The organism is Tabrizicola sp. YIM 78059 (assembly GCF_004959785.1).
GTDB classification, from domain to species: Bacteria; Pseudomonadota; Alphaproteobacteria; order Rhodobacterales; family Rhodobacteraceae; genus Tabrizicola; species Tabrizicola caldifontis.
The window spans coordinates 158,320-178,843 of sequence record NZ_SJZH01000002.1; the positions used below are offsets into that span (position 1 = coordinate 158,320).

Genomic DNA, 20,524 nt, shown 5'->3' on the forward strand with positions numbered 1-20,524 from the left:
CTTGTAAATTATGGTAGCTTTTTCAACCTTAAATGGCATATTGCCCCGCCAGGGACACATCCCGAAAACCGACGTCTCCCGGAGCCGGAAATATCGCCAACCGATTCGCCGGGGCACAGATCCCGACCGGTCGTCATTCGAAAACCCCCCGTCTCCTGAGATCAGGCGTACGGGATGATTTTGCATCACCTTGTTTGCTGCCGATTGTTTCCGATTCAGCTACCAATCCCGCATGGCAATTTGCCCTGACCATGCTGGAACCGCAGCGGGACAGCCATGAAGCAAGGCCGATCGAAATGCCGACGACGGGCGCGCGGCGTTCGGGCTTTTCGGGCCCCGGCGGCCCATGCAGGCTGTTTTAGGTGGGCGGATGGGAAAGGATGCGAACCTGCCTCGCCACGAAATTCCGCAGGCACGAAAGACCATGAGCCGGTTTTCTGCCCCGTATTCTGCATCAAGGCCCGATTTTCATCGGTTCAAGGGCCGGTTCAATCCGACACTCACTGAAAGTGGCTCACTCCCGAACTGCAAAACCAAGATTGAAAACTGTCCCGGCTTTGCCGGCATGCTGGCAACGAAACCGCGTGCCAGCGGCAGAATGAAGCGGCCAGTGAAGAATTTTCCGGCAGCATGCGTTGCGGCCCCATATCGGACGAATCGGCGGCCGCAGGCTTCATCGCCCTGACAGAACCGGCCGATCCACCTTGGTCAACACACGGTTCACCGAGTCGGGCGGTGGCGGATTGCATCAGCTTTTCAGGAGCGACAGTCGCGGATCACCCTCGGGCAGAATCGTGAAAGTGTTTCGGGTGAACAGGCCAAAGCCATAGTCCCGGCGTTCGTGAACCATGTAGATATCGAAGCCGGCGCGCTTGCAGCCCTTCAACGAGGCCATGTTGTCGCCGGCAACAAAGGTGAACGCATAGTCGGCACCGAAATCGCGCGCCCGGTCAGCGATAAGATACATGGCCTCGGACATGATGCGCTGCCCGCGATAGGCAGGCGGGGTATAGGCATTTTCAAGCAGCGCCTCGTTGCTGGCCAGAACGGGAAAGCCCCAGGATTTTGCCTGGATCTTCTCGTTCTGATCCGCGCCCATCAGCCACTGCATGTAACACGGCGTTCCCGTCGTTTCGTCGACCGCCACATATGGCGTGGGTATGTCGGCAGCCAGATGTTCCAGCCGATATCTGATCTCGACTTCGTCTGCGGGGTCGGTTCCGTTGCGACGGTGCCCGAAAAGGGCCTCTTCATCTCCGGGGGCGAAGGGCCGCACATGCAGCGGTATCTTCGCCCGCGGGGGCTCGAACTGCTCATGCAACGACCGGCGCAGGCCGAAGCGCCACGAATAGCAATAGGCGCCCTTCTTGAGGCGCCAGGAAATCCTGTCGTGCAGCGTGCGCCTTACGACAATCTGGCCCGAATCTGACATCGCCACCCCCATTGTCACCTTCAGGAATTCCGATCTGACACAGCCTAGCAGAATGCCTGCAGAATCCTACGGTCAGCTGCGCGCTCGCGCGGGCTATCCACATCTTCCTTTGCCGGCCTTGCCCTGGACCAGAAACCTCTTGCCAAACCCCGGATATCCAAGGCAGCCTGACGCCGTTGCGCGCAGAGTGACGCATGAACGACAGTGTCCGGCTGGTCCTTGGCTTCCGCAATGGCAGTTGCCCCGAAAGGGGCGGCCGGGTGTTCTTGCCAAAGGGGCCCTTATGCGAGGGATGCGCGGCCAGTCGGCGATTCCGTGGCCCGATGCGCACCCTGAATGGTCGCGGAAGCTTGAGTATTCAGTCATGAACCACATGGTCACCGACGCCGGATCACCGGGAACACGTCGATCGACGGCACGAAAGATCGAACTTCACACCGACTGGCGCGCCCTCGAGAAGACATGGCGCGCGCTTGAGGCCGACGGCCGCTGCACGGTGTTCCAGACATACGACTGGGTCGCACCCTGGTATGAAAATACCAACAGGCATGGCGTTGCGAAGCCGCTGATCGCAACCGTCGCCGATGAAGGTGGCGTCGTCTGGATCCTTCCGCTCTGCCGCCACCGCTGGAAGGGGCTGAATTTCATCTCGCTCGCCGATCTCGGGGTCAGCGACTACGGCGGGCTTCTCATGGCCCGCAACGACCGGATCGGCGATCATGAGGTTCGCGATGTCCTGACCGACATCCTGCGGGCGCTTCCCCGCTGTGACATGGTGCACTTCCAGAAACTTCAGCTGCGCATTGATGACCGGCCCAACCCCCTGTTGCAGGTGGGTCATGTCGTTGCCATGCGGGAAAAATGCTACGGGATCGAGGTGAACCGACCCTGGGCAGATCTGTCGAAGGACATCATGCAATCGCGACTGCGATCAACGATCCGCCAGCAGAAGAAGAAGATTGCCGTTCATGGCCCGCTCAGCCTGGAGCATGTCAGGGATCCGCGCGCAATGAAGGCGGCGATGGATATCCTTTGGGAAATGCGGCGCGGCAGGTTCAGACGCATCGGACGCGCCGACACGCCCGAGGTGTGGCGCAGCTTCTATTATGACGTTGCGACGAACCCGGAACGGCAGCTGGATCTCTGCGTGACCATCTGTCGCGCGGGCGACACGCCGATCGCCGCGTGCTTCGGCCCGACCCGGGGCAGAACCTATCATGTGGTCCTTCCGACCTTTGCCGCCGACGAATGGGAAACCTATCGTCCCGGCATGCTGATGTTCGACGCGATGCTCGAAGAATTCGGCCCGAGAACCGGATTCACCGGCTATTTCGATTTCACCATCGGCGATGAACCGTACAAGCAGCGTTTCGGCGCAGTCGGCAGCCCGCTGATGGAAACGATGACCCCCAGAAGCCTGAAGGGCCGTCTTGCCTTTGTCTATTGGCGCGCCAAGGCTTCAAGGCGCCATCGTCCGGTCAGGCAGAAGGCAGAGAACGACTGACCCGCCTGCGGCTTGTGCCGCGACACGCACGGAAATTGCCGAACAGGCTTCGCGCGACCCGGCCGGTTCCGCCGGGTGGCGCATCCTTGGCGGCCACCCGAACCCCGGCGATGACCCCGCCATCCGCGACAGGTGCCTGATCTGGGCACGTGAAAAAGCAAAGGCCCGGGCAATCATGCCAAGGCCTTCGGATTGAATGGCGGACCCGGAGCGATTCGAACGCCCGACCCTCAGATTCGTAGTCTGATGCTCTATCCAGCTGAGCTACGGGTCCGCGATGCGGGCGATGTAGACCCAAGGGCCGGGGTTTGCAAGGGGCAAATCACCCCTCGGCATCCGTGGTCGACTTGGGAAGGTGGATGACGAACTCGGTACCCTCGGCATCGCTGCGCGCAAGCTCCAGACGCCCGCCATGTCCGCGCACCAGTTCGGCGGCGATCGCAAGGCCCAGGCCCGTGCCGCCCTTCCGCGCGCCGCCCTGGAAGGCCGAGAAAAGATGCTCGCGTGCCTTCGGCGGCAGACCGGGGCCGGTATCGCCGACACGGATCCACCAATCCCTTTCATCTTCGCCGGCAGAAATCTCGATGGTGCCGGGCTGGCCGGTGGCCTCGATCGCCTGGCGGGCATTGCGGACAAGGTTCGACAGCACACGATGAAGCTGCTCGCCATCGGCGCGGATCATCAGGCCCGGCGGCACATCGATAAGAAACGTGATCTGGGTTTCGGCTCCCAGCCCTTCGCCTTCCGCAACTTCCGCGGCCAGTTGCGCCATGTTCAGCCGGCGCAGTTGCGGTGGCGGCTCCTCTGCCTTGCCGAATGCCAGGGTTGATTCGCACAGGCTGACCGCCCGGCTGATCGAGTTGATCAGCTTCGGCGCAGAACGCGCCACGGCCGGATCGGCGCTGCCTTCCAGCCGGTCGGCGAACAGCTGCGCCGTGGTCAGGATGTTGCGCAGGTCGTGGCTGATCTTGGCCACTGCCGCGCCCAGCTGGGCCAGTCGTTCCTTCTGCCGCAGGGCGCCGGTAAGCTGGGTCTGCATCGACTGCAGCGCCTCTTCCGCCGCGCGCAACTCTTCGACATCGGCGGTGGGCTCGATCACGCGGCGCGCATCCTCGGGTGCCTCGGCATAGGTCTGCATGTGATGCACGACGCGGCGGATCGGCACGACCAGCAGCCGCTGCACGGCCAGAAACAGCAGCAGGGCGGTAACCACCGAGATCAGGGCAGACAGGACCAGGATCCGCAACCCGTAGTCCAGCATCTCGCGCCGCAGGGCGCGGGTTTCCATCGTCACCTCGATCAGGGTTCCTGCCTCCTGCACCGGATAGCCGATCACGCGGATGATGCGGTTGTGCGGATCGAACAGCACGGCAAAGGCATCGCGGATCAGTTCCCACGGGCCGGCCATGCGCAGGTCGTAGGTGGCATGGATCTCGCCCGGCACGGGCGAGGAAAGGACAAGCTGCCGCACCTCGTCGCGCCGCAGGACGACGTTGAAGACCTCGGCGTTCTTCAGCAGTTCGGCTTCCAGGTCCGGGGCGATCATGTCTTCCGCGGCAAGCTGGGTCAGCGCGGCGATCTGCGCCTGTTTCAGCCGGGTCAGCAGGAAATCTGCCCGGTACCGCGCAATCGAGGGCACGAAGATCAGCACTTCGGCCAGCATGACGAAGATCACGGTCAGAATCAGGAACCGTCCCGAAAGCGTGTTGAGAAAGCCCCGTCGCCGTTCCGTCACCCGAACCTACCTTGGCAATCCGGCGTCAGGGGATCCAGCGCTGCACCAGCCGGACGATCCGCCTTACTGCCGGATTGTCGAACAATTTCGGGCTAAAATAGGCGCCTGCAGCGCGTTTGGAAACCTCTCCCAGCGTGGGATAGGCGGCAATCATCCCGGCAATGGCGGACATTTTCAGCCTTGCGCCGATCGCCAACGCCCACAGGCCGATCAGCTCGCCCGCCTGCGGACCGACGATCGAGGCGCCCACGGGTCGGCCCCCGGCCACCATGACCTTGATCAGCCCAACCGCCCTGCCGTCGGCCAGGGCACGGTCGTTATGGGCAAAATCCGCCCGGACCACGGTCAGACCTGCGCCATGGGCGGCGCGCGCCTCGGCTTCGGTCAGGCCGACCTGGGCAAGTTCCGGGTCGGTATAGGTCACGCGCGGGACGGCGCAAGGGTCGGCCTTCGCGGGCAGGCCCAGCACCGCCTGGCGGATCACGATTCCCGCGTGCCAGCCCGCGACATGGGTGAGTTGCGGCCCGCCCGCCGCATCGCCCACGGCATAGACGCGGCGGTTGGTCGTGCGCAACCGGGCGTCCACTGTGACACCTTTGGATGTATGCGCGATTCCGGCGGCCTCCAGCCCCATCCCGTCAAGCGATGCCCTGCGGCCCACGGCCATCAGGATGTGGCTGCCCTTCACTTGCGTCCCGTCAGCCAGTGTGACTTCGACCGCGCCCTCGGCTCCGGCCAGACGGACGACCGGCAGGCCCGCGACGACGGCGATTCCCTCAGCCCTGAGCGCATCGGCCACGACCGCAACCAATTCCGGGTCTTCCCGACCCAGGATCCCGGCCCCTTCTATCACCGTGACCCCGCAGCCCAGTCGGCGATGCGCCTGGGCCAGTTCCATCCCGATCGGCCCGCCGCCAATGACGATCAGATGCTGCGGCCGCTCCCGCAGGGCGAAGATCGTTTCGTTGGTCAGGAAGGGCACCGTATCCACCCCCTGGATCGGCGGGACATAGGGGCGCGAGCCGGTGGCGATGACAAAGCGCCGGGCGCGGATGACATGATCGCCTGCCTGCACCTCGCGCGGGCCGGCGAAGCGGGCAAAGGCGCGGATCACGGTGCAGCCCAGGCCCTCGAACCTCTCCTGGCTGTCCACGGGCGCGATCTGGGCGATGACGGCAGCGACGTGATCCTTGACCGCGCCGAAATCGACCCGCGGATCGACACCGATCACGCCCGGGAACCCGCGGCGCTGACCCTCGGCCGCCCGGGCGGCGGCGATCAGCGCCTTGGATGGCACGCAGCCCGCGTTCAGGCAGTCGCCGCCCATCTCGCCGGCTTCGATCAGCACCACCCGCGCACCCATCTGCACCGCCCCGGCGGCGACCGACAGCCCGCCTGCCCCGGCGCCGATCACGCAGATGTCGGTGTCGATCCGCATCTCAGCGCCCCTTGCGCAACGCCTTGAGAACCATGGGCAGCGCCGCAAGCGCGGCAAGGCCCAGCATCGGCAGCAGGATCGGGGGGGTGAAGACGATCGACAGGTCAGGCTTGTCGCCGCGGGCGAAGACCTCTCCCAGCCCGGCGCCTATCGAGGTGAACACCAGCGCCGCCGGGATGATGCCGAAGAAGGTCGTGGTGGCATAGACCCGCAGGCGAATGCCGGTGAAGGCGGGGATCAGGTTTGCCAGCACGAAGGGCACGGCCGGGATCAGCCGCATCAGGAACAGGACGGACCATTCGTTTTCACGGATGCCCGCCATCAGCCGCGCCGCGCCGCCGCCGCCGCCCGCTACGCGCGCTGCCATGCGGTTGCCGAAACCCGCGCGCACCGCCAGGAAGATCAGGATCGCCCCCAGCGTCGCCCCGGTCACATTGTAAAGGACGCCGGGGAAGAGCCCGAACAGGAATCCCCCGGTCAGCGAGGCCACGGTCCCTCCCGGAAGGCTGAGCGCGACGATCGCCGCATAGGCCGCCATGAAGGCCAGGACCGTCGGCAGGTAATGCGCATCACGGAAGGCCAGCAGCGCCTCGCGGTTCGCCGCCAGTGTCTCGAAGCTGAGCTGTTCGCGCAGGAGAACCGCACCGGCCAGAGCTGCGGCAAGGATTGCCAGCACCGGCAGACGCCGTACCCAGGGGTTGCGCGAACTGGGTGCAGTCTTGACGATCAGGGTCGGCTCATGTCCTTGCATGTCGGGAGGATGGCCGATGCGGCCGCGATTGCACAGGGGCATCACGCGGCCTTGAAGCCCGATCCGCCCACGCAGCGCGGCTTGCGGCATTTCCCGCGCATCGCAGGGGAAATGTTGCAGGAAATCCGCGCCGGGTGCGTTGACTTGGGCGAAAACCGCCCGTAAAGGACGGGCTTCAAGTTAGGGGCCCTCGAATCCGTCCGGGGTTCGGGGCAATTACGGAGAGCCGCGATGAAGCGCACCTTTCAACCGTCGAACCTGGTTCGCAAGCGCCGCCACGGCTTCCGGGCGCGCATGGCAACCAAGAACGGCCGTCTTGTGCTGGCAGCCCGCCGTGCCAAGGGCCGTCACAAGCTGACCGCCTGATGCTGGCCCCTGCGGGGGCAATGGGTGGCGACAGGATACCGCCGGAAAACCCCGGGAACGGCCCCCGCGCCGCCACACCCGCCGGTTCTCCGGCGGTTTCGTTTTGCGTCCTGCGCAAGCGCACCGATTTCCTGAAATGCGCTTCGGCGCGGCGGCAGGGGACCGATGGTTTCCTGTTGCAGGCCCGCGACCGCGGGGATGGAGACAGTACGGTGCGTGTGGGTTTCACTGCGTCGAAGAAGATCGGCAACGCGGTTACGCGCAACCGGGCCAAGCGCCGGTTACGGGCGCTTGCGCGCGAGGTTCTGGCCGACCTTGCCCGCCCCGGCTGGGACTATGTTCTGGTCGCGCGGCCAGAGGCGACGGTGACCCGCGCCTATGCCGATCTGTGCGCGGATCTGCGGCGCGCCCTGCGCTCGGTGCACCGGGCATGACACCGCTTGCGCATATCCTTGCCCTGCCCGTCCGGGCCTACCGGCTGTTCCTGTCGCCCTGGGTCGGCCACGGTTGCCGGTTCCAGCCGACCTGCTCGGCCTATGCGCTGGAGGCGCTGGAGCGGCACGGGGCCGTCCGCGGCGGATATCTGACCATGCACCGGCTGTGCCGGTGCCACCCCTGGGGTGGCCATGGCTATGACCCGGTGCCCGGCGCGGACCCGGAACACGACAGGACGCAGCACGGATCCTGAGACCCGCCGCCTAGACCGGAATATTGTCGATCAGCCGCACGCCGTCGATCCAGGCCGCCGCCAGCATCCGGCGCGGGCGACGCGGATCGTCCGAGGGCATCAGCGTTTCGGCATCTCGCAGCTCGATGTATTCCACCCGCTCGAACCCGGCTGCGCGCATGGTTTCTGCCGCCTCGCGGATCGCCATGCGGTCGGCATGGCCGGCGCGGATGTCCTCGGCCGCGCGGGTGATGGCCGCATAAAGCACCGGAGCCTTCGCCCGCCCTTCGGGCGTCAGCCGGACGTTGCGAGATGACATTGCCAGACCGTCCGCCTCGCGGATCGTTTCGCAGCCCACGATCTCGACCGGCAGGTTCAGGTCACGCACCAGCCGCAGCACGACCTGCAACTGCTGCCAATCCTTCTGCCCGAAATAGCCCCTGTCCGCCAGGGACATGCCGAACAGCTTGGTCACCACCGTCGCCACACCATCGAAATGGCCCGGGCGCATGTGGCCCTCCAACGGCTGTGCCACGCCGGCCATCGAAACCGTGGTGATGAAACCCTCGGGATAGACCTCTTCCACCGACGGGGCAAAGATCGCATCGACCGGCACCGTGGCCAGCAGGCTTGCATCCGCCTCTTCGTTGCGGGGATATTTCTTCAGATCCTCGGGGTTGTTGAACTGTTTCGGGTTCACGAAGATCGTGGTGATCACCCGGTCGCATTCCGCCCGCGCGCGGCGGGCCAGAGACAGGTGGCCGTCATGCAGCGCGCCCATCGTCGGCACCACGCCCACCGTTTCGCCCCGTGCCTTCCAGCCCCGCGCCAAGGCGCGCAGGTCGGCCACAGTCCGCAGGATCGGGATCATTTCTTCACCGGAAGCACGTCGGGAAAACCGTGTTCTTCGGCCGGGAAAGCGCGGCTGCGCACCTCGGCGGCATAGGCGGCAATCGCCTCGTCCGCCGCGCGGCCCAGCTCGGCATAGCGTTTCACGAACTTCGGCCGGAACTCGGTGAACAGACCCAGCATGTCATCGACCACCAGAACCTGGCCATCGCAATCGACCCCGGCGCCGATGCCGATGGTCGGGATCGAGAGGGCCCGCGTCACCTTGCCTGCAAGACCGGCCGGCACCTTCTCCAGCACCACGGAAAACGCCCCAGCGGCCTCGACCGCGCGGGCGTCGGCCATGACCTTCGCCGCCTCGGCGTCGCGGCCCACCACCTTGTAGCCGCCCAGCGTGTTCACCGCCTGCGGCGTCAGGCCGATGTGCGCCATGACCGGCACGCCGCGTGCGGTCAGGAATGCGATCGTATCGGCCATGTGCTGGCCGCCTTCCAGCTTTACCGCCGGGGCGCCGGTTTCTGCCATCAGGCGGCTGGCATTGCGGAAGGCCTGCTGCGGCCCTTCCTCGTAACTGCCGAAGGGCATGTCGATCACCGGCATCGCCTTCTGCGCGCCCCGGACGACGGCACGCCCATGCAGGATCATCATCTCCATCGTCACCCCCAGGGTCGAGGGCAGCCCGTGGATCACCATGCCGACAGAATCGCCCACCAGCACCACGTCGCAATGCGCATCGACCAGGCGCGCGACAGGTGTGGAATAGGCCGTCAGCACGACCAGAGGCACACCGCCCTTGCGGGCGCGGATGTCGGGGGGCAGCACGGGACGGACGGGGGAGGTGGCGCTCATCTTCGGTCCCTCGCGGTTCGCAATCTGCCCGCCATATGGGCACAAGCGCACCGCAACCGCAACAAAATTGCGCCGCACCGCAGCGTCACCGCCAGGGCTTGACGCGGCCCGCCCCGGACGCCCCAATGCGCCAGAGGAAAGGAGCCCCCATGTCCCTTGTCGAACGCCTGACCCGCGACGGCATCACGCCCGAAGTCGCCCGCCCGGACCCCGCCAGGGTCGTGAAGGGCGATCCGGTGCATACCACCTGGAACATCGAGGACCGCGACGGCCTGTATGCTGGCCTGTGGCAATCCACCCCCGGGGCGTGGCGCATGTCCTATACCGAATGGGAATATGTCCACATCCATTCCGGCCATTCGATCCTGACCGGCGATGACGGCACTATCGTTCATCTGCGGGCTGGTGACAGCTACATCATCCGCCCGGGCTTTCAGGGCGTGTGGGAGGTCGTCGAGACCACCCTGAAGGACTATGTCATCCTGACCTAGACGTGTCCGAGGTGCCGACGATGACCGTCGCATCCACCGGCATCGGGCGCGGGCAATCCCCGGGCTCGATGCCGCGGCGGGCGCAGGCGGCAAGTCGCTTTTCTTCGGCAATCCGGGCTGCCTCGCGGTCCTTTTCGGCCTTGCGCGCGATCTCGGCCAGGTCGCGCTCCTTCTTCGCCATGTTCTCGGGCGTAGCCGGAACCACGCGGCCGAAGGCGTCGATCATCTGCGGGCCTTCGATGGCCAGGCTTTCGGCCTCGGTCCGGACCTTGACCCGTGTGCCGATCGGGACGCGGTTGTAAAGATCGATGATGTCCTGATTGAACAGCCGGATGCAGCCCGCGCTGGTTGCCGCGCCGATCGAGGCGGCATCAGAGGTGCCGTGAATGCGGAACATCGTGTCGCGCCCACCGCGGTAAAGATACAGCGCCCGCGCGCCCAGCGGATTCATCAGGCCACCCGGCAGTCCGCCGGCATAGGCGGCGTAAAGGTCGGGCCGGGTGCGCACCATGTTTGCGGTCGGCTGCCAGCGCGGCCATTCCGCCTTGCGCCCGATCACGCCGGTACCCTTGAACGACAGCCCCTCGCGGCCCACTGCGATGGGATAGCGCGTGGCCGTGCCGCCCTCGCCCACAAGGTAGAGCTTGCGGGTGAAGATGTCGACCACGATGGTCCCCGGCGCCTCGTCCCCGGCATAGGCTACTTCGGCCCGCCGGTTGTCGCCGGTCAGATACTGCGCCGGCACCGGTTCGATGAAGAATTCGCCATCCTGAACGCCTTCATACCCCTGGACGACCGGAGGCTCTGACGGCGTAGGGTTTCCGGCACAGGCGGCAAGCAGCGGCAGGGCAAGGATCGCGACGATCCGGGCAACAGACAAGGACACTTGGCAGACTCGGGTTTGGTGGCAGCTGTGCCAGCTTGCGCCATGGCAAACCGCCTGCGTCAAGCCCGAATCCGTATATTTTTCCGAATCTTGCGCGACAGGGCGGCCCCGGAACCGGATTTCTGCCGATTCCGGGGCCGCCAGGCGCGGCGTTCGGTCAGCCCACCACGTTGAACGCCGGGCCATAGGGGTAGTGCGTGATGTCCTCTGCCCCGTCCTCGGTGATGACCAGGATGTCATGCTCGCGGTAGCCGCCGGCACCCGGCTGGCCATGGGCGATGGTCAGCATCGGTTCCATGCTGATCACCATGCCGGGTTCCAGCACCGTCTCGATATCCTCGCGCAGTTCCAGCCCCGCCTCACGGCCGTAATAGTGGCTGAGGACGCCGAAGGAATGGCCATAGCCGAAGGTGCGATACTGCAGCATGTCGCGTTCGGCCAGGAAGGCGTTGATCTTGTGGGTGACCTCGGCGCAGGACACGCCGGGTTTCAGCAGGCTCATCCCGTATTCGTGCGCGGCGATGTTCGTTTCCCAGACCTTCAGGCTGGCTTCGTCCACTTCGCCCACGAACATCGTCCGTTCCAGCGCGGTGTAATAGCCGGAGATCATGGGAAAGCAGTTCAGCGACAGGATGTCCCCGCGTTGCAGCTTGCGGTTCGTCACCGGGTTGTGCGCGCCGTCGGTGTTCAGCCCCGACTGGAACCACACCCAGGTGTCGCGGTATTCGGCATCGGGGAAGCGCCTCGCGATCTCGCGCTCCATCGCGTCGCGGCCGACCATGGCGATTTCCAGCTCGGTCGCGCCTGCCTTGACCGCCTCACGGATCGCATAGCCGCCCACATCGGCCACGTTGGCCCCATGCCGGATCAGCGCGATCTCGGCCGGCGACTTGCGCATCCGCTGTTCCATTGTCGCGGCCGAGATATCCACCCCGCGCTTCGGGCGCAGGAAGGCATTGAGCTTTTCGGCCCTCTCCATCGTCAGATGGTCGGCCTCGCAGCCGATGACCTTGCCCTCGCCGGTGATGCTGACCACGGCGCGCCAGAAGTTGTCGCGCTTCCAGTCGGTATAGGTGATGTTGTCGCCGATCGATCGCCGCCACGGCTGGCCCGCGTCGATACCCGCCGAAACCGTCACGCAATCGGATTTCGTCACGACACAGGCATACGGCCGACCGAAGCTGCAATAGAGGAAGCCGGAATAGTAGGCGACATTATGCATGCTGGTCAGCACCACCGCATCCAGCCCGTGCATCTCCATGATGTCGTGCAGGCCGGCAAGGCGGTCATGGTATTCCTCGTCGGCGAAGGGAAGGGCGTCCTTTCCCGGTCCGTTGTGATAGCGATAGTATTCGGGACGGATCAGTTCCATGTCAGACCCCATTGCTGCGGGGCCACGTCAGGACCCCGAAAGGTCCCGGCGTTCAGGACGGTAGCGGTTCCCCGCAAGCGTCGGGGCCGCGGCCCCTGTGGCGACGCCATCGCCACGGCTCATGTCGGCTATGTGCGCCCGCAACATTTCGCGCAAGCGCCTTTGCGACCCTTGCTGGCCGCTTTTGCGACCCCATCTAAGGTGCGACGCAGGAAATGGAGTGACAGATGCGCTGCCCGGTGGACGGAGAAACCCTGGTGATGGCCGACCGAAGCGGGGTCGAGATCGACTATTGCCCGAAGTGCCGCGGTGTCTGGCTGGATCGGGGCGAGCTGGACAAGATCATCGATCGGTCGCTTGGTCTGGTGGCGCAGGCGCCGGCCCCCGTGCCACCACCATCCCCGAAGGTGCAGCAGGCTGGCCCGATCTACCAGCCGGAACCGCGCGCGCCGCACCACAGCGACGACGACCGCCGCCGCCACAAGGATGATGACGACGATTATCGCAGGGGCTACAAGAAGAAGCGCCGCGACAGCTTTCTGTCCGACATCTTCGATTTCTGATACCTGCGCCTCTTGTCGGCGACTGGGTCGCTCCGAGGGTGCTGCCAGCGACGCACATACGCATGAAAAGCAGCCCCGGCCCATCGGCACGACTGGCCGCGGCCTGCATGCTGCTTTATCCTGACGGTGTCCCGATCGGCGACAAGGCGCGATCCCATGTCAACACCATCGCGGAAAACCGCATTCGGACCGAAGACGAAGGCCTTGACCAGGTGCCCGGACGGCCGGGCGCCGCGCGCCGTGCCCCTGGCTGATCATTGACGCCATGCGGCCCGGCTCACGGAACCTGATCACCGATGTCGCGGGCCTGCGGGTCGGCAATGCCGATGACGCGGCCTTGCGGTCGGGCGTCACCGTGCTGACCGCCGACCGTCCCATGGTTGCCGCGGTGCATGTCATGGGCGGCGCGCCCGGCACGCGCGAGACCGATCTGCTGGCCCCGGACCGGCTGGTGCAGAAGGTGGATGCGCTGTTCCTGTCTGGCGGGTCGGCCTTCGGGCTGGATGCAGGCACGGGCGTAATGGACGGCCTGCGCGTCATGGGCCGGGGCTTTCCGGTCGGCCCGGTGCGCGTGCCCATCGTGCCGGGGGCGATCCTGTTCGACCTTCTCAACGGCGGGGACAAGGCCTGGGCCGAAAGCCCCTATCCGGCGCTGGGCCGCCGGGCACTTGAGGCGGCGGATACGGGATTTGCCCTTGGCACGGCCGGGGCGGGTTACGGCGCGATGACGGGCCGACTGAAGGGCGGCCTGGGGTCAGCCTCGGCGGTCCTGCCCTCGGGCATCACGGTGGGGGCTCTGGTCGCCGTCAATGCGCTGGGATCGCCCACCGTGGGCGATGGGCCGCAGTTCTGGGCGGCACCTTTCGAGGAAGGCGCCGAGTTCGGTGGGCTGGGCCCCGCGCCGGTCACCGCGCAGGAGGCGCCACTGCCCGCCAAGCGGCTGGGCGAGGCCACGACCATTGCCATCGTCGCCACCGATGCCGCGCTGACCAGGGCGCAGGCCCGACGCATGGCAGTTGCCGCCCATGACGGGATTGCCCGGGCGCTGGTGCCGTCGCATACGCTGCTGGATGGCGATCTGGTCTTCGCTGCCGCGACCGGCGCACGCGCCATGCGGGACGAGCTGACCGACCTGTTCCAGATCGGCCATGCCGCCGCCACCTGCCTGGCCCGTGCCATAGCGCGCGCAGTCTATCTGGCCCGGCCCGTGCCGGGTGACATCCAGCCCTGCTGGCGGTCGCGCTTCGGCATGACCGGCACAGGCCTCACCAGCGTCTGAGCGCCGCTTCGTCCTCGTCCCTGGCCGCGACCCAGGCTTCGCCTTGTGCGCGGATCTCCTTCTTCCAGAAGGGCGCGCGGGATTTCAGGTAATCCATCAGGAATTCGGCCGCCTGGAAGGCGTCGGCCCGGTGCGGGGCTGCGGTGGCGACCATCATGATCGCCTCGCCCGGTTTCAGGCTGCCGTAGCGGTGGATCACCAGCGCATCCGCCAGCGCCCAGCGCGCCACGGCCTGGGCGGCGATGTCCGAAATGGCCTTTTCGGTCATACCGGGGTAATGCTCGATTTCCATCGCCGTCAGCCCGCCATCCGGGCGCACGATTCCGGTGAAGGTCACAACCGCCCCGGCCCCGATGACGCTGTCGGTAAAGGCCGCGACTTCCGCCCCAAGGTCAAAGGCAGCCGACTGGACCGCGACCCGCATTGTCAGCCGCCCGTCATCGGCGGAAAGAAGGCAACCTCGCGCACCCCGGCAAGGGGGGCATCGAAATTGGCCAGCTCCTGGTCCAGCGCCACCCGCAGGGCAGAGGTATCGGCAAAGGCGGCGGCATAGCGGTCTTCCCGGCCCCGAAGTTCGGCGACCAGATCGGCAACGGTTGCGGCCGTGGTTTCGACCCTTTCACGGGGCACGCCGATCCGTTCACGGACCCAGGCGAAATAGAGCACTTCGATCATTTTTCGTCCCGCAGGTAGGGCATCGACTTGGCGAAGTATTCCCAGCCGGTGATCAGGGTCAGAAAGGCCGCAATCCACAGAAGGGCAATTCCGGCCAGGTTGGCGTATGAGGCGCAGTCGCGGTTGCCGCAGGTGCGGATTGCTTCGGCCTCGCCGGCGGCGACAGCCTCCATGTGCTGTTCGGGCGTCATCCCCTCCAGCGCCAGCACGTTCAGGTAGTCAAGGCCGGTTCCCAGAAAGAGAACGGCGATTGCCAGCATCTGGGCGGTGGTCTTCCATTTGGCCAGCTTCGTCACCTTCAGCAGGCTTGCCTTGGCACCCAGAAACTCGCGCAGGCCGGAGACGAATACCTCGCGGAAGAAGATGACGGTCGCGGGCAGGATGAGCCACGGGTTCATGCCGTTGTAACCAGTGATGACCATCAGTGCGATCAGCACCATCGCCTTGTCGGCGATCGGGTCCATCATCGCGCCGAACTTGGATTCCTGCTTCCAGAGCCGGGCGAGATACCCGTCGAACCAGTCGGTCAGGGCGGCCCCGATGAACAGCGCCAGAGCGAACCAGTCGGCCCAGGGGCGATGGAAATACAGGAACATTACCGCAACGCCAGGGGCCGCCAGCAAGCGCAGGACAGTCAGAGAGTTCGGGATCGTCCAGGTCATGGGCAAGTCGTAGACGAAGGGAAGGACAGGGGAAAGTGCTTTCCGGGCCTGCAGCGCGACGATTTCCGACGTCAATCACCCCGGATTCCGCCACCCCGCGCCTGTCCCTATCCCTTTGCCGAGAAATAGTCGGCGATGGTCCTGGCCATCGCTTCCGAGATGCCGTCGACCGCCTGCAGGTCCGCCACCCCGGCGCGGGCGACAGCCTTTGCCGACCCGAAATGCGCAAGAAGGGCGCGCTTGCGCGCGGCGCCGATGCCGGGGATGTCGTCCAGCGGCGTGGCGCTGACCGCTTTCGCCCGCTTGGCGCGGTGGGCGCCGATGGCCCAGCGGTGGGCCTCGTCGCGCAGGCGCTGGATGAAGTAGAGGACCGGGTCGTTCCGTTGCAACGCAAACGGGCGTTCGCCGGGGCGGTGGAATTCCTCTTTCCCCGCATCGCGGTCGATACCCTTGGCGACGCCGACCATCGGGATGTCCTCCACCCCAAGCTCGGCCATGATCTCGGCCACCGCCGACACCTGCCCCGCACCGCCGTCGATCAGGAGGAGGTCGGGCCACATGTCGGTCTTGCGCTCGGGGTCTTCCTTCAACAGGCGCTCGAAGCGGCGGGTCAGGACTTCCTTCATCATGCCGAAGTCGTCGGAGTTCGCCCCGGCCTCGGACTTGATGTTGAACTTGCGATACTGCGATTTCAGGAAACCTTCCGGCCCCGCAACGATCATTCCCCCCACGGCATGGGCACCCTGGATGTGGCTGTTGTCGTAGACCTCGATCCGCCGCGGCGGGGCGTCAAGGTCGAAGGCCTCGGCCAGACCCTGCAGCAGCCGGCTCTGCGTGGAGGACTCGGCCATCCTGCGGGCAAGGCTTTCGCGGGCATTCCTGGCCGCGTTCGCCACCAGCTCGGCCTTCTCGCCGCGCTGGGGAACGGCCAGCTCGACCTTGCGTCCGGCGCGGGCAGACAGGGCCTCGGCCACCAGATCGGGATTGTCCACCGGGTGCGACAGGAGGATCAGCCGCGGCGGGTCCTTGTCGTCGTAGAACTGGGTGAGGAATGCTTCCAGAATCTCCGGTGCCTCTGCGCCGGCGCCGGTCTTGGGGTAGAAGTCGCGATTGCCCCAGCTTTGATTTGCACGGATGAAGAAGACCTGCACGCAGGCCTGCCCGTGTTCCAGGTGCAGGGCGACCACATCCGCCTCGGCCACGCCCTGAGGGTTGATGACCTGGCTCTGCTGCACCTGGGTCAGCGCGCGGATCCGATCGCGGAGCGCCGCGGCGCGTTCGAATTCCATGGCCTCCGACGCCTCGGCCATCTGCCGGGCCAGCTCTGCCTGAACCGAGGTGCTCTTGCCCTGCAGGAAGCGTTTGGCGTCCTCGACAAGGGCCGCATAGGCCTGTTCGCTGATCTTGCCGACGCAGGGGGCAGAACAGCGCTTGATCTGGTATTGCAGACAGGGCCGTGTCCGGCTGTCGAACACCGAATCCGAACAGTTCCGCAGCAGGAACACCTTCTGCAGCTGGTTCAGCGTGCGGTTCACCGCACCAGCACTGGCGAAGGGGCCGAAATAGGCGCCCTTCTCCGACTTCTTGCCCCGGTGCTTCCTGATCTGTGGAAAGCGGTGTTCGGAAGAGATCAGGATGTTCGGAAAGCTCTTGTCGTCGCGCAAAAGCACGTTGTAGCGCGGCTTCAGCTGCTTGATGAGGTTCTGTTCCAGAAGCAGGGCCTCAAGTTCCGTCCGCGTGGTCAGGAACATCATTGATGCCGTTTCGTGGATCATCCTGGCGATGCGGGCCGAATGTCCCGAAGGCCGCGCATAATTGGCCACCCGCGCCTTCAGGTTCCGCGCCTTGCCGACATAAAGCACCTCGGAAGCTGCGTTCAGCATCCGGTAGACACCCGGACTGCCGTCGAGCGTCTTCAGGTAATCCTGGATCACCTCGTGTCCGCTGCGGGGTTTGTCGTCCATGGTTTACAGTCGGTCGATTCTCGGGTCAGGGCTGCACCGAACCGGGGTCGGAGGCAAGGGGAAAGCTGTCCACGGTTTCTGTGGATAACTATGCGGAGAAGTTTCGTGCAGGGCCGATTTTCCGTGGATTCAGGCCGGTTTCGTGAGGTTGCCTAATTTTTGGGCACAATTTCAACCTTTTGAAAACAAAGAAAAGATTTTCATGCATAAAGCAAATCCCTGAAATCTCACGGCTTTTATGACAGTCTCGTGAATGGGGCGTGAGAAGTGGACAACTTCGCGTCATATCAGGCTGACGGGCTATTCCACGCCCAGGACATCGGGGGTCTGCCAGGCCAGATGCTGGCCTCCGTCGATGGCAATGAACTGCCCTGTGACGGCGGGGCTGTCCATGAAGAATCCCAGCGCCGCAGTGATGTCTGCCGGGTTCGCGCCGCGGCCCAGAACGGTTGCCGCACGCTGGCGGGCAAAGTGCGCCGCGCTTTGCCGGGCGCCTTGCAGGGTCGGGCCCGGGCCGATGGCGTTGACGCGGACATGGGGCGCCAGGCCCTGCGCCGCAGTCCTGGTCAGCGCCCAGAGCCCCATCTTGGCGATGGTATAGGTCGAGAACTCCGGCGTCAGCTTCAGGATGCGCTGGTCGATCAGGTTGACGATCAGGCCCTGCGCCAGCGGCTCGCCATGCTCGTCGGTGGTGGCAGGTGGGCATTGGCGGGCAAAGGCCTGTGTCAGGACGTAGGGTGCCCGCAGGTTCGATTCGATGTGCCGGTCCCAGCTTTCGCGGGTCGCGGTGTCGATCCGGTCGTATTCGAAGATCGAGGCATTGTTGACCAGCACCGTAAGCGGACCAAGCGCAGCGGTCACGGCGGGAACCAGGGCCTGCGTCTCGGCCTCGACCAGAAGATCGGCGTGGAAGCACATTGCCCGGCGCCCCATGGCGCGGATCTCGCGTGCCACCGCCTCGGCTTCGTCGCCCGAGGTGGCGTAATGCACGGCCACGTCATGCCCGCGCTGCGCCAGATACAGCGCCATGGCCCTGCCAAGCCGCCGTCCTGCCCCCGTCACCAGTGCCGTCATCCCGCCTTGCCTCCGCAGTCGCATGTCTTGCGGCCGATCAGATAGCGTCCGCATTTTGCGCAGACAGGGGGCGCCGACTTCTTTCGCAGCACCCTGGGCAGGGCGCCGGGAAAGAGAACACGCCCGATCATGGCGACAAGCACCATGCCGCCCAGAAAGACGATGATGATCTTCAGAAGCATCTAGAGCCCATACCGCGCCCAGAGCGCCCTGTCCTCTGCCGCGCCCAGGGTTTCGGCGACCAGCGAAAGACCCAGGCGCTGGAACAGGCTGCGCCTTCGGCCAAGCGGGACCAGCTTGACCTTGTCGCCGTAAAGCGCCTTCAGCTTCGGCACCGCATGCGCCACGCCATCGGTCAGCCCAAGGTCCACCGACTGCCGGCCCACCCAGATGTCGGCGTTGAACAGGTCCGCCGTCGGGTTCAGCCGCTGACCGCGCGACCGCTTCACATGGTCGATGAAGGCCTGATGAATCGGCGCTTGCAGGGCCTTCAGCCGCTCGACGTCCTCGGCCTTCTGGGGCAGGAAGGGATCTGCAAGGCTCTTGTGCTTTCCTGCCGCCACCACGCGGCGTTCCACGCCTTGCCGCGCCATCAGTTCAGGAAAGCCGAAACTGGCAAAAATGACACCGATCGAGCCAACGATGCTGCTTTCATCCACCCAGATGTCATCCGCCGCGCAGGCCAGCCAGTAGCCGCCCGAGGCCGCCACATCCTCGACAAAGGCATGGACGGGCACCTTCTTCTCATCCGCCAGCCGCCGGATGCGCGCGGCGATCAGGCTGGACTGAACCGCCGACCCGCCCGGAGAATTCACCTGCAAGGCAACCGCTGCCGGCTTCATGCGGAAGGCCTTTTCGATCAGCGGGGCCAAAGCCTCGTCGTTCAGGCTGCGGGCGCCGATGCCGATGGTGCCGCCAAGGCGGATCACCGGAACAATGGACGGTCTGGGCAGAAAGGGGATGAACAGGCGCATGGGCCAGAGGTAAGCGGTAAGGGCCTTGCGGGCAAGGGCGGCGCGCGGCAGGGTCTGGCGCATGATCGACAAGCTGGAAATGTTCATCGCGCTGGCCAAGGAACGGCATTTCGGCCGCGCTGCCGAGGTCTGCGGAGTGACGCAGCCGTCGCTCTCCAGTGCGATCCGGCAACTGGAGGACCAGCTGGGCGTGCAGCTGGTCTTTCGCGGCAGCCGGTTTCAGGGCCTGACACCGGAAGGGCAAAGGGTGCTGGATCGGGCGCTGAAGATCGTCGGTGATGTCCGCGCGCTGAAGGACGAGATGCGCGTCGTGCGTTCCGGCCTGTCGGGCAACCTGCGGATCGGGGTCATCCCCACGGCCCTGCCGATGGTGGCCGACCTGACGGGGCCCTTCACGCAAAGGCATCCCAACGTGCGGGTGTCGATCCTGTCGCGCACCAGCATCGAGATCCTGACCGGGATCGAGGCGCTCGACCTCGAGGCGGGGATCACCTACCTGGACAACGAACCGCTCGGCCGGGTGTCGCAGGTGCCGCTTTACACCGAATTCTACCGGCTGCTCATCGCACCGGGGTCGGAAATCGCCTTGCGCCGGCAGGTGACCTGGGGCGATCTGGCAACCGTGCCGCTGTGCCTTCTGACCTCGGACATGCAGAACCGCCGGATCGTGAACCAGCACCTTGGCGAGGCCGGGGTGATCGCCCAGCCCATGATCGAGTCGAACTCGACCATGGCGCTGGTCGCGCACGTGCTGACCGGCCGATGGGCGTCCATCGTGCCGAAAAAGCTGGCCGACATGTTCGTGGCCGACGGACGACTGGTGTCGATCCCGATCGTCGAACCCGAAGCCGAGCACACGGTGGGCCTGATCACCGCCCGCCGCGACCCGCAGACCCCGATCCTCCAGGCCCTGCTGGATGAGGCAGTCCGCCGCTTTCGATAGATGCTCTCTATTGTTTGACGGCATATCTGAATTGATATTCCTATCAATCG

24 protein-coding genes and 1 tRNA gene are annotated in these 20,524 nt (G+C 65.4%); 9 read left to right on the forward strand and 16 right to left on the reverse strand.

The genetic code is table 11. The annotated features are described in order from the left end of the window. Window positions 1–748: 748 nt before the first annotated feature. Window positions 749–1,432, reverse strand: coding sequence for a GNAT family N-acetyltransferase (locus EZM81_RS03405; protein WP_135447965.1), 684 nt, complete (start codon window positions 1,430–1,432; stop codon window positions 749–751). Window positions 1,433–1,796: 364 nt separating this feature from the next. Here EZM81_RS03405 and EZM81_RS03410 point away from each other — a divergent pair, with 364 nt between their 5' ends. Continuing rightward, window positions 1,797–2,936, forward strand: coding sequence for a GNAT family N-acetyltransferase (locus tag EZM81_RS03410; RefSeq protein ID WP_167850900.1), 1,140 nt, complete (start codon window positions 1,797–1,799; stop codon window positions 2,934–2,936). 197 nt (window positions 2,937–3,133) lie between these two features. Here the strand turns inward: EZM81_RS03410 and EZM81_RS03415 are convergent. The 4 genes from EZM81_RS03415 to EZM81_RS03430 all read right to left on the reverse strand — a co-directional run bounded on the left by EZM81_RS03415 (window position 3,134) and on the right by EZM81_RS03430 (window position 6,860). Continuing rightward, window positions 3,134–3,210 (reverse strand) — tRNA-Arg (locus EZM81_RS03415). Window positions 3,211–3,258: 48 nt separating this feature from the next. Next, on the reverse strand, window positions 3,259–4,599 hold the full coding sequence (locus tag EZM81_RS03420) for a HAMP domain-containing sensor histidine kinase (protein ID WP_135448011.1): 1,341 nt from the start codon (window positions 4,597–4,599) through the stop codon (window positions 3,259–3,261). A 97-nt stretch (window positions 4,600–4,696) separates the two neighbouring features. After that, on the reverse strand, window positions 4,697–6,109 hold the full coding sequence (locus tag EZM81_RS03425) for an NAD(P)/FAD-dependent oxidoreductase (RefSeq protein ID WP_136644788.1): 1,413 nt from the start codon (window positions 6,107–6,109) through the stop codon (window positions 4,697–4,699). 1 nt (window position 6,110) lies between these two features. Continuing rightward, complete coding sequence (locus tag EZM81_RS03430; RefSeq protein ID WP_135447959.1) at window positions 6,111–6,860, reverse strand: TVP38/TMEM64 family protein; 750 nt, start codon at window positions 6,858–6,860, stop codon at window positions 6,111–6,113. Window positions 6,861–7,091: 231 nt separating this feature from the next. Between EZM81_RS03430 and rpmH the strand changes: the two genes are divergently transcribed. The 3 genes from rpmH to yidD are packed head-to-tail and all read left to right on the forward strand — an operon-like array spanning window position 7,092 to window position 7,914. After that, the gene (rpmH, locus tag EZM81_RS03435) at window positions 7,092–7,226 is read left to right on the forward strand and encodes a 50S ribosomal protein L34 (RefSeq protein ID WP_103259146.1); all 135 of its coding nucleotides are present in this window, start codon (window positions 7,092–7,094) and stop codon (window positions 7,224–7,226) included. Continuing rightward, a complete protein-coding gene (gene rnpA / locus EZM81_RS03440) occupies window positions 7,226–7,660 on the forward strand; it encodes a ribonuclease P protein component (RefSeq protein ID WP_240783938.1) in 435 nt (144 codons plus the stop codon). The genes rpmH and rnpA overlap by 1 nt, the downstream gene beginning before the upstream one ends. After that, window positions 7,657–7,914, forward strand: coding sequence for a membrane protein insertion efficiency factor YidD (yidD, locus tag EZM81_RS03445; RefSeq protein WP_136644789.1), 258 nt, complete (start codon window positions 7,657–7,659; stop codon window positions 7,912–7,914). The genes rnpA and yidD overlap by 4 nt, the downstream gene beginning before the upstream one ends. Window positions 7,915–7,924: 10 nt before the next feature. Here the strand turns inward: yidD and panC are convergent, their stop codons facing one another. Together panC and panB are read right to left on the reverse strand one after the other, a co-directional pair. Continuing rightward, window positions 7,925–8,764, reverse strand: a complete 840-nt coding sequence (panC, locus tag EZM81_RS03450) for a pantoate--beta-alanine ligase (RefSeq protein ID WP_136644790.1) — start codon at window positions 8,762–8,764, stop codon at window positions 7,925–7,927. Continuing rightward, a complete protein-coding gene (gene panB / locus EZM81_RS03455; protein WP_136644791.1) occupies window positions 8,761–9,591 on the reverse strand; it encodes a 3-methyl-2-oxobutanoate hydroxymethyltransferase in 831 nt (276 codons plus the stop codon). Before panB ends, panC begins: the two co-directional genes overlap by 4 nt. Before the next feature lie 149 nt (window positions 9,592–9,740). On the opposite strand from panB, the gene EZM81_RS03460 reads away from it, so the two are divergent. Continuing rightward, on the forward strand, window positions 9,741–10,082 hold the full coding sequence (locus EZM81_RS03460) for a cupin domain-containing protein (RefSeq protein WP_136644792.1): 342 nt from the start codon (window positions 9,741–9,743) through the stop codon (window positions 10,080–10,082). Here the strand turns inward: EZM81_RS03460 and EZM81_RS03465 are convergent. Then, window positions 10,069–10,968 (reverse strand): L,D-transpeptidase, encoded by a 900-nt coding sequence (locus EZM81_RS03465; protein ID WP_371685717.1) that lies wholly within the window; start codon window positions 10,966–10,968, stop codon window positions 10,069–10,071. The two genes, EZM81_RS03460 and EZM81_RS03465, sit on opposite strands and share 14 nt — an antisense overlap. A 157-nt stretch (window positions 10,969–11,125) precedes the next feature. Next, window positions 11,126–12,334 (reverse strand): aminopeptidase P family protein, encoded by a 1,209-nt coding sequence (locus EZM81_RS03470; RefSeq protein ID WP_136644951.1) that lies wholly within the window; start codon window positions 12,332–12,334, stop codon window positions 11,126–11,128. 233 nt (window positions 12,335–12,567) lie between these two features. Between EZM81_RS03470 and EZM81_RS03475 the strand changes: the two genes are divergently transcribed. The 3 genes from EZM81_RS03475 (at window position 12,568) to EZM81_RS03485 (ending at window position 14,182) form a co-directional block, all read left to right on the forward strand. Further along, a complete protein-coding gene (locus tag EZM81_RS03475; RefSeq protein WP_136644794.1) occupies window positions 12,568–12,903 on the forward strand; it encodes a zf-TFIIB domain-containing protein in 336 nt (111 codons plus the stop codon). A 62-nt stretch (window positions 12,904–12,965) separates the two neighbouring features. Beyond that, on the forward strand, window positions 12,966–13,157 hold the full coding sequence (locus EZM81_RS03480) for a hypothetical protein (RefSeq protein WP_136644795.1): 192 nt from the start codon (window positions 12,966–12,968) through the stop codon (window positions 13,155–13,157). 11 nt (window positions 13,158–13,168) lie between these two features. Continuing rightward, on the forward strand, window positions 13,169–14,182 hold the full coding sequence (locus EZM81_RS03485) for a P1 family peptidase (RefSeq protein WP_136644796.1): 1,014 nt from the start codon (window positions 13,169–13,171) through the stop codon (window positions 14,180–14,182). Here the strand turns inward: EZM81_RS03485 and EZM81_RS03490 are convergent. The 7 genes from EZM81_RS03490 to EZM81_RS03520 all read right to left on the reverse strand — a co-directional run bounded on the left by EZM81_RS03490 (window position 14,169) and on the right by EZM81_RS03520 (window position 19,531). After that, complete coding sequence (locus EZM81_RS03490) at window positions 14,169–14,606, reverse strand: molybdenum cofactor biosynthesis protein MoaE (RefSeq protein ID WP_135447940.1); 438 nt, start codon at window positions 14,604–14,606, stop codon at window positions 14,169–14,171. The genes EZM81_RS03485 and EZM81_RS03490 overlap by 14 nt on opposite strands. Window positions 14,607–14,608: 2 nt before the next feature. Then, complete coding sequence (gene moaD, locus EZM81_RS03495; RefSeq protein ID WP_136644952.1) at window positions 14,609–14,854, reverse strand: molybdopterin converting factor subunit 1; 246 nt, start codon at window positions 14,852–14,854, stop codon at window positions 14,609–14,611. Continuing rightward, complete coding sequence (gene pgsA / locus EZM81_RS03500; protein ID WP_135447938.1) at window positions 14,854–15,519, reverse strand: CDP-diacylglycerol--glycerol-3-phosphate 3-phosphatidyltransferase; 666 nt, start codon at window positions 15,517–15,519, stop codon at window positions 14,854–14,856. The genes moaD and pgsA overlap by 1 nt, the downstream gene beginning before the upstream one ends. 107 nt (window positions 15,520–15,626) lie before the next feature. Then, complete coding sequence (gene uvrC, locus EZM81_RS03505; protein ID WP_136644797.1) at window positions 15,627–17,483, reverse strand: excinuclease ABC subunit UvrC; 1,857 nt, start codon at window positions 17,481–17,483, stop codon at window positions 15,627–15,629. Between the two features lie 300 nt (window positions 17,484–17,783). Continuing rightward, a complete protein-coding gene (locus EZM81_RS03510; RefSeq protein ID WP_135447933.1) occupies window positions 17,784–18,557 on the reverse strand; it encodes an SDR family oxidoreductase in 774 nt (257 codons plus the stop codon). Continuing rightward, window positions 18,554–18,739 carry a hypothetical protein gene (locus EZM81_RS03515; RefSeq protein WP_135447931.1) on the reverse strand — a complete coding sequence of 62 codons (186 nt, stop codon included), beginning with the start codon at window positions 18,737–18,739 and terminating at the stop codon, window positions 18,554–18,556. Before EZM81_RS03515 ends, EZM81_RS03510 begins: the two co-directional genes overlap by 4 nt. Continuing rightward, on the reverse strand, window positions 18,740–19,531 hold the full coding sequence (locus EZM81_RS03520; protein WP_136644954.1) for a S49 family peptidase: 792 nt from the start codon (window positions 19,529–19,531) through the stop codon (window positions 18,740–18,742). It lies immediately after the preceding gene. A gap of 61 nt (window positions 19,532–19,592) precedes the next feature. On the opposite strand from EZM81_RS03520, the gene EZM81_RS03525 reads away from it, so the two are divergent. Continuing rightward, the gene (locus EZM81_RS03525; RefSeq protein WP_135447928.1) at window positions 19,593–20,474 is read left to right on the forward strand and encodes a LysR family transcriptional regulator; all 882 of its coding nucleotides are present in this window, start codon (window positions 19,593–19,595) and stop codon (window positions 20,472–20,474) included. Window positions 20,475–20,524: the final 50 nt, after the last annotated feature.

What these genes read in the sequence shown, in the direction of transcription:
- EZM81_RS03405 (WP_135447965.1), bottom strand. Translation starts at nt 1,432, where the DNA reads ATGTCAGATTCGGGCCAGATTGTCGTAAGGCGCACGCTGCACGACAGG.
- EZM81_RS03410 (WP_167850900.1), top strand. Translation starts at nt 1,797, where the DNA reads ATGAACCACATGGTCACCGACGCCGGATCACCGGGAACACGTCGATCG.
- EZM81_RS03420 (WP_135448011.1), bottom strand. Translation starts at nt 4,599, where the DNA reads ATGCTGGCCGAAGTGCTGATCTTCGTGCCCTCGATTGCGCGGTACCGG.
- EZM81_RS03425 (WP_136644788.1), bottom strand. Translation starts at nt 6,109, where the DNA reads ATGCGGATCGACACCGACATCTGCGTGATCGGCGCCGGGGCAGGCGGG.
- EZM81_RS03430 (WP_135447959.1), bottom strand. Translation starts at nt 6,860, where the DNA reads ATGCAAGGACATGAGCCGACCCTGATCGTCAAGACTGCACCCAGTTCG.
- rpmH (WP_103259146.1), top strand. Translation starts at nt 7,092, where the DNA reads ATGAAGCGCACCTTTCAACCGTCGAACCTGGTTCGCAAGCGCCGCCAC.
- rnpA (WP_240783938.1), top strand. Translation starts at nt 7,226, where the DNA reads ATGCTGGCCCCTGCGGGGGCAATGGGTGGCGACAGGATACCGCCGGAA.
- yidD (WP_136644789.1), top strand. Translation starts at nt 7,657, where the DNA reads ATGACACCGCTTGCGCATATCCTTGCCCTGCCCGTCCGGGCCTACCGG.
- panC (WP_136644790.1), bottom strand. Translation starts at nt 8,764, where the DNA reads ATGATCCCGATCCTGCGGACTGTGGCCGACCTGCGCGCCTTGGCGCGG.
- panB (WP_136644791.1), bottom strand. Translation starts at nt 9,591, where the DNA reads ATGAGCGCCACCTCCCCCGTCCGTCCCGTGCTGCCCCCCGACATCCGC.
- EZM81_RS03460 (WP_136644792.1), top strand. Translation starts at nt 9,741, where the DNA reads ATGTCCCTTGTCGAACGCCTGACCCGCGACGGCATCACGCCCGAAGTC.
- EZM81_RS03475 (WP_136644794.1), top strand. Translation starts at nt 12,568, where the DNA reads ATGCGCTGCCCGGTGGACGGAGAAACCCTGGTGATGGCCGACCGAAGC.
- EZM81_RS03480 (WP_136644795.1), top strand. Translation starts at nt 12,966, where the DNA reads ATGAAAAGCAGCCCCGGCCCATCGGCACGACTGGCCGCGGCCTGCATG.
- EZM81_RS03485 (WP_136644796.1), top strand. Translation starts at nt 13,169, where the DNA reads ATGCGGCCCGGCTCACGGAACCTGATCACCGATGTCGCGGGCCTGCGG.
- EZM81_RS03490 (WP_135447940.1), bottom strand. Translation starts at nt 14,606, where the DNA reads ATGCGGGTCGCGGTCCAGTCGGCTGCCTTTGACCTTGGGGCGGAAGTC.
- pgsA (WP_135447938.1), bottom strand. Translation starts at nt 15,519, where the DNA reads ATGACCTGGACGATCCCGAACTCTCTGACTGTCCTGCGCTTGCTGGCG.
- uvrC (WP_136644797.1), bottom strand. Translation starts at nt 17,483, where the DNA reads ATGGACGACAAACCCCGCAGCGGACACGAGGTGATCCAGGATTACCTG.
- EZM81_RS03510 (WP_135447933.1), bottom strand. Translation starts at nt 18,557, where the DNA reads ATGACGGCACTGGTGACGGGGGCAGGACGGCGGCTTGGCAGGGCCATG.
- EZM81_RS03515 (WP_135447931.1), bottom strand. Translation starts at nt 18,739, where the DNA reads ATGCTTCTGAAGATCATCATCGTCTTTCTGGGCGGCATGGTGCTTGTC.
- EZM81_RS03520 (WP_136644954.1), bottom strand. Translation starts at nt 19,531, where the DNA reads ATGCGCCTGTTCATCCCCTTTCTGCCCAGACCGTCCATTGTTCCGGTG.
- EZM81_RS03525 (WP_135447928.1), top strand. Translation starts at nt 19,593, where the DNA reads ATGATCGACAAGCTGGAAATGTTCATCGCGCTGGCCAAGGAACGGCAT.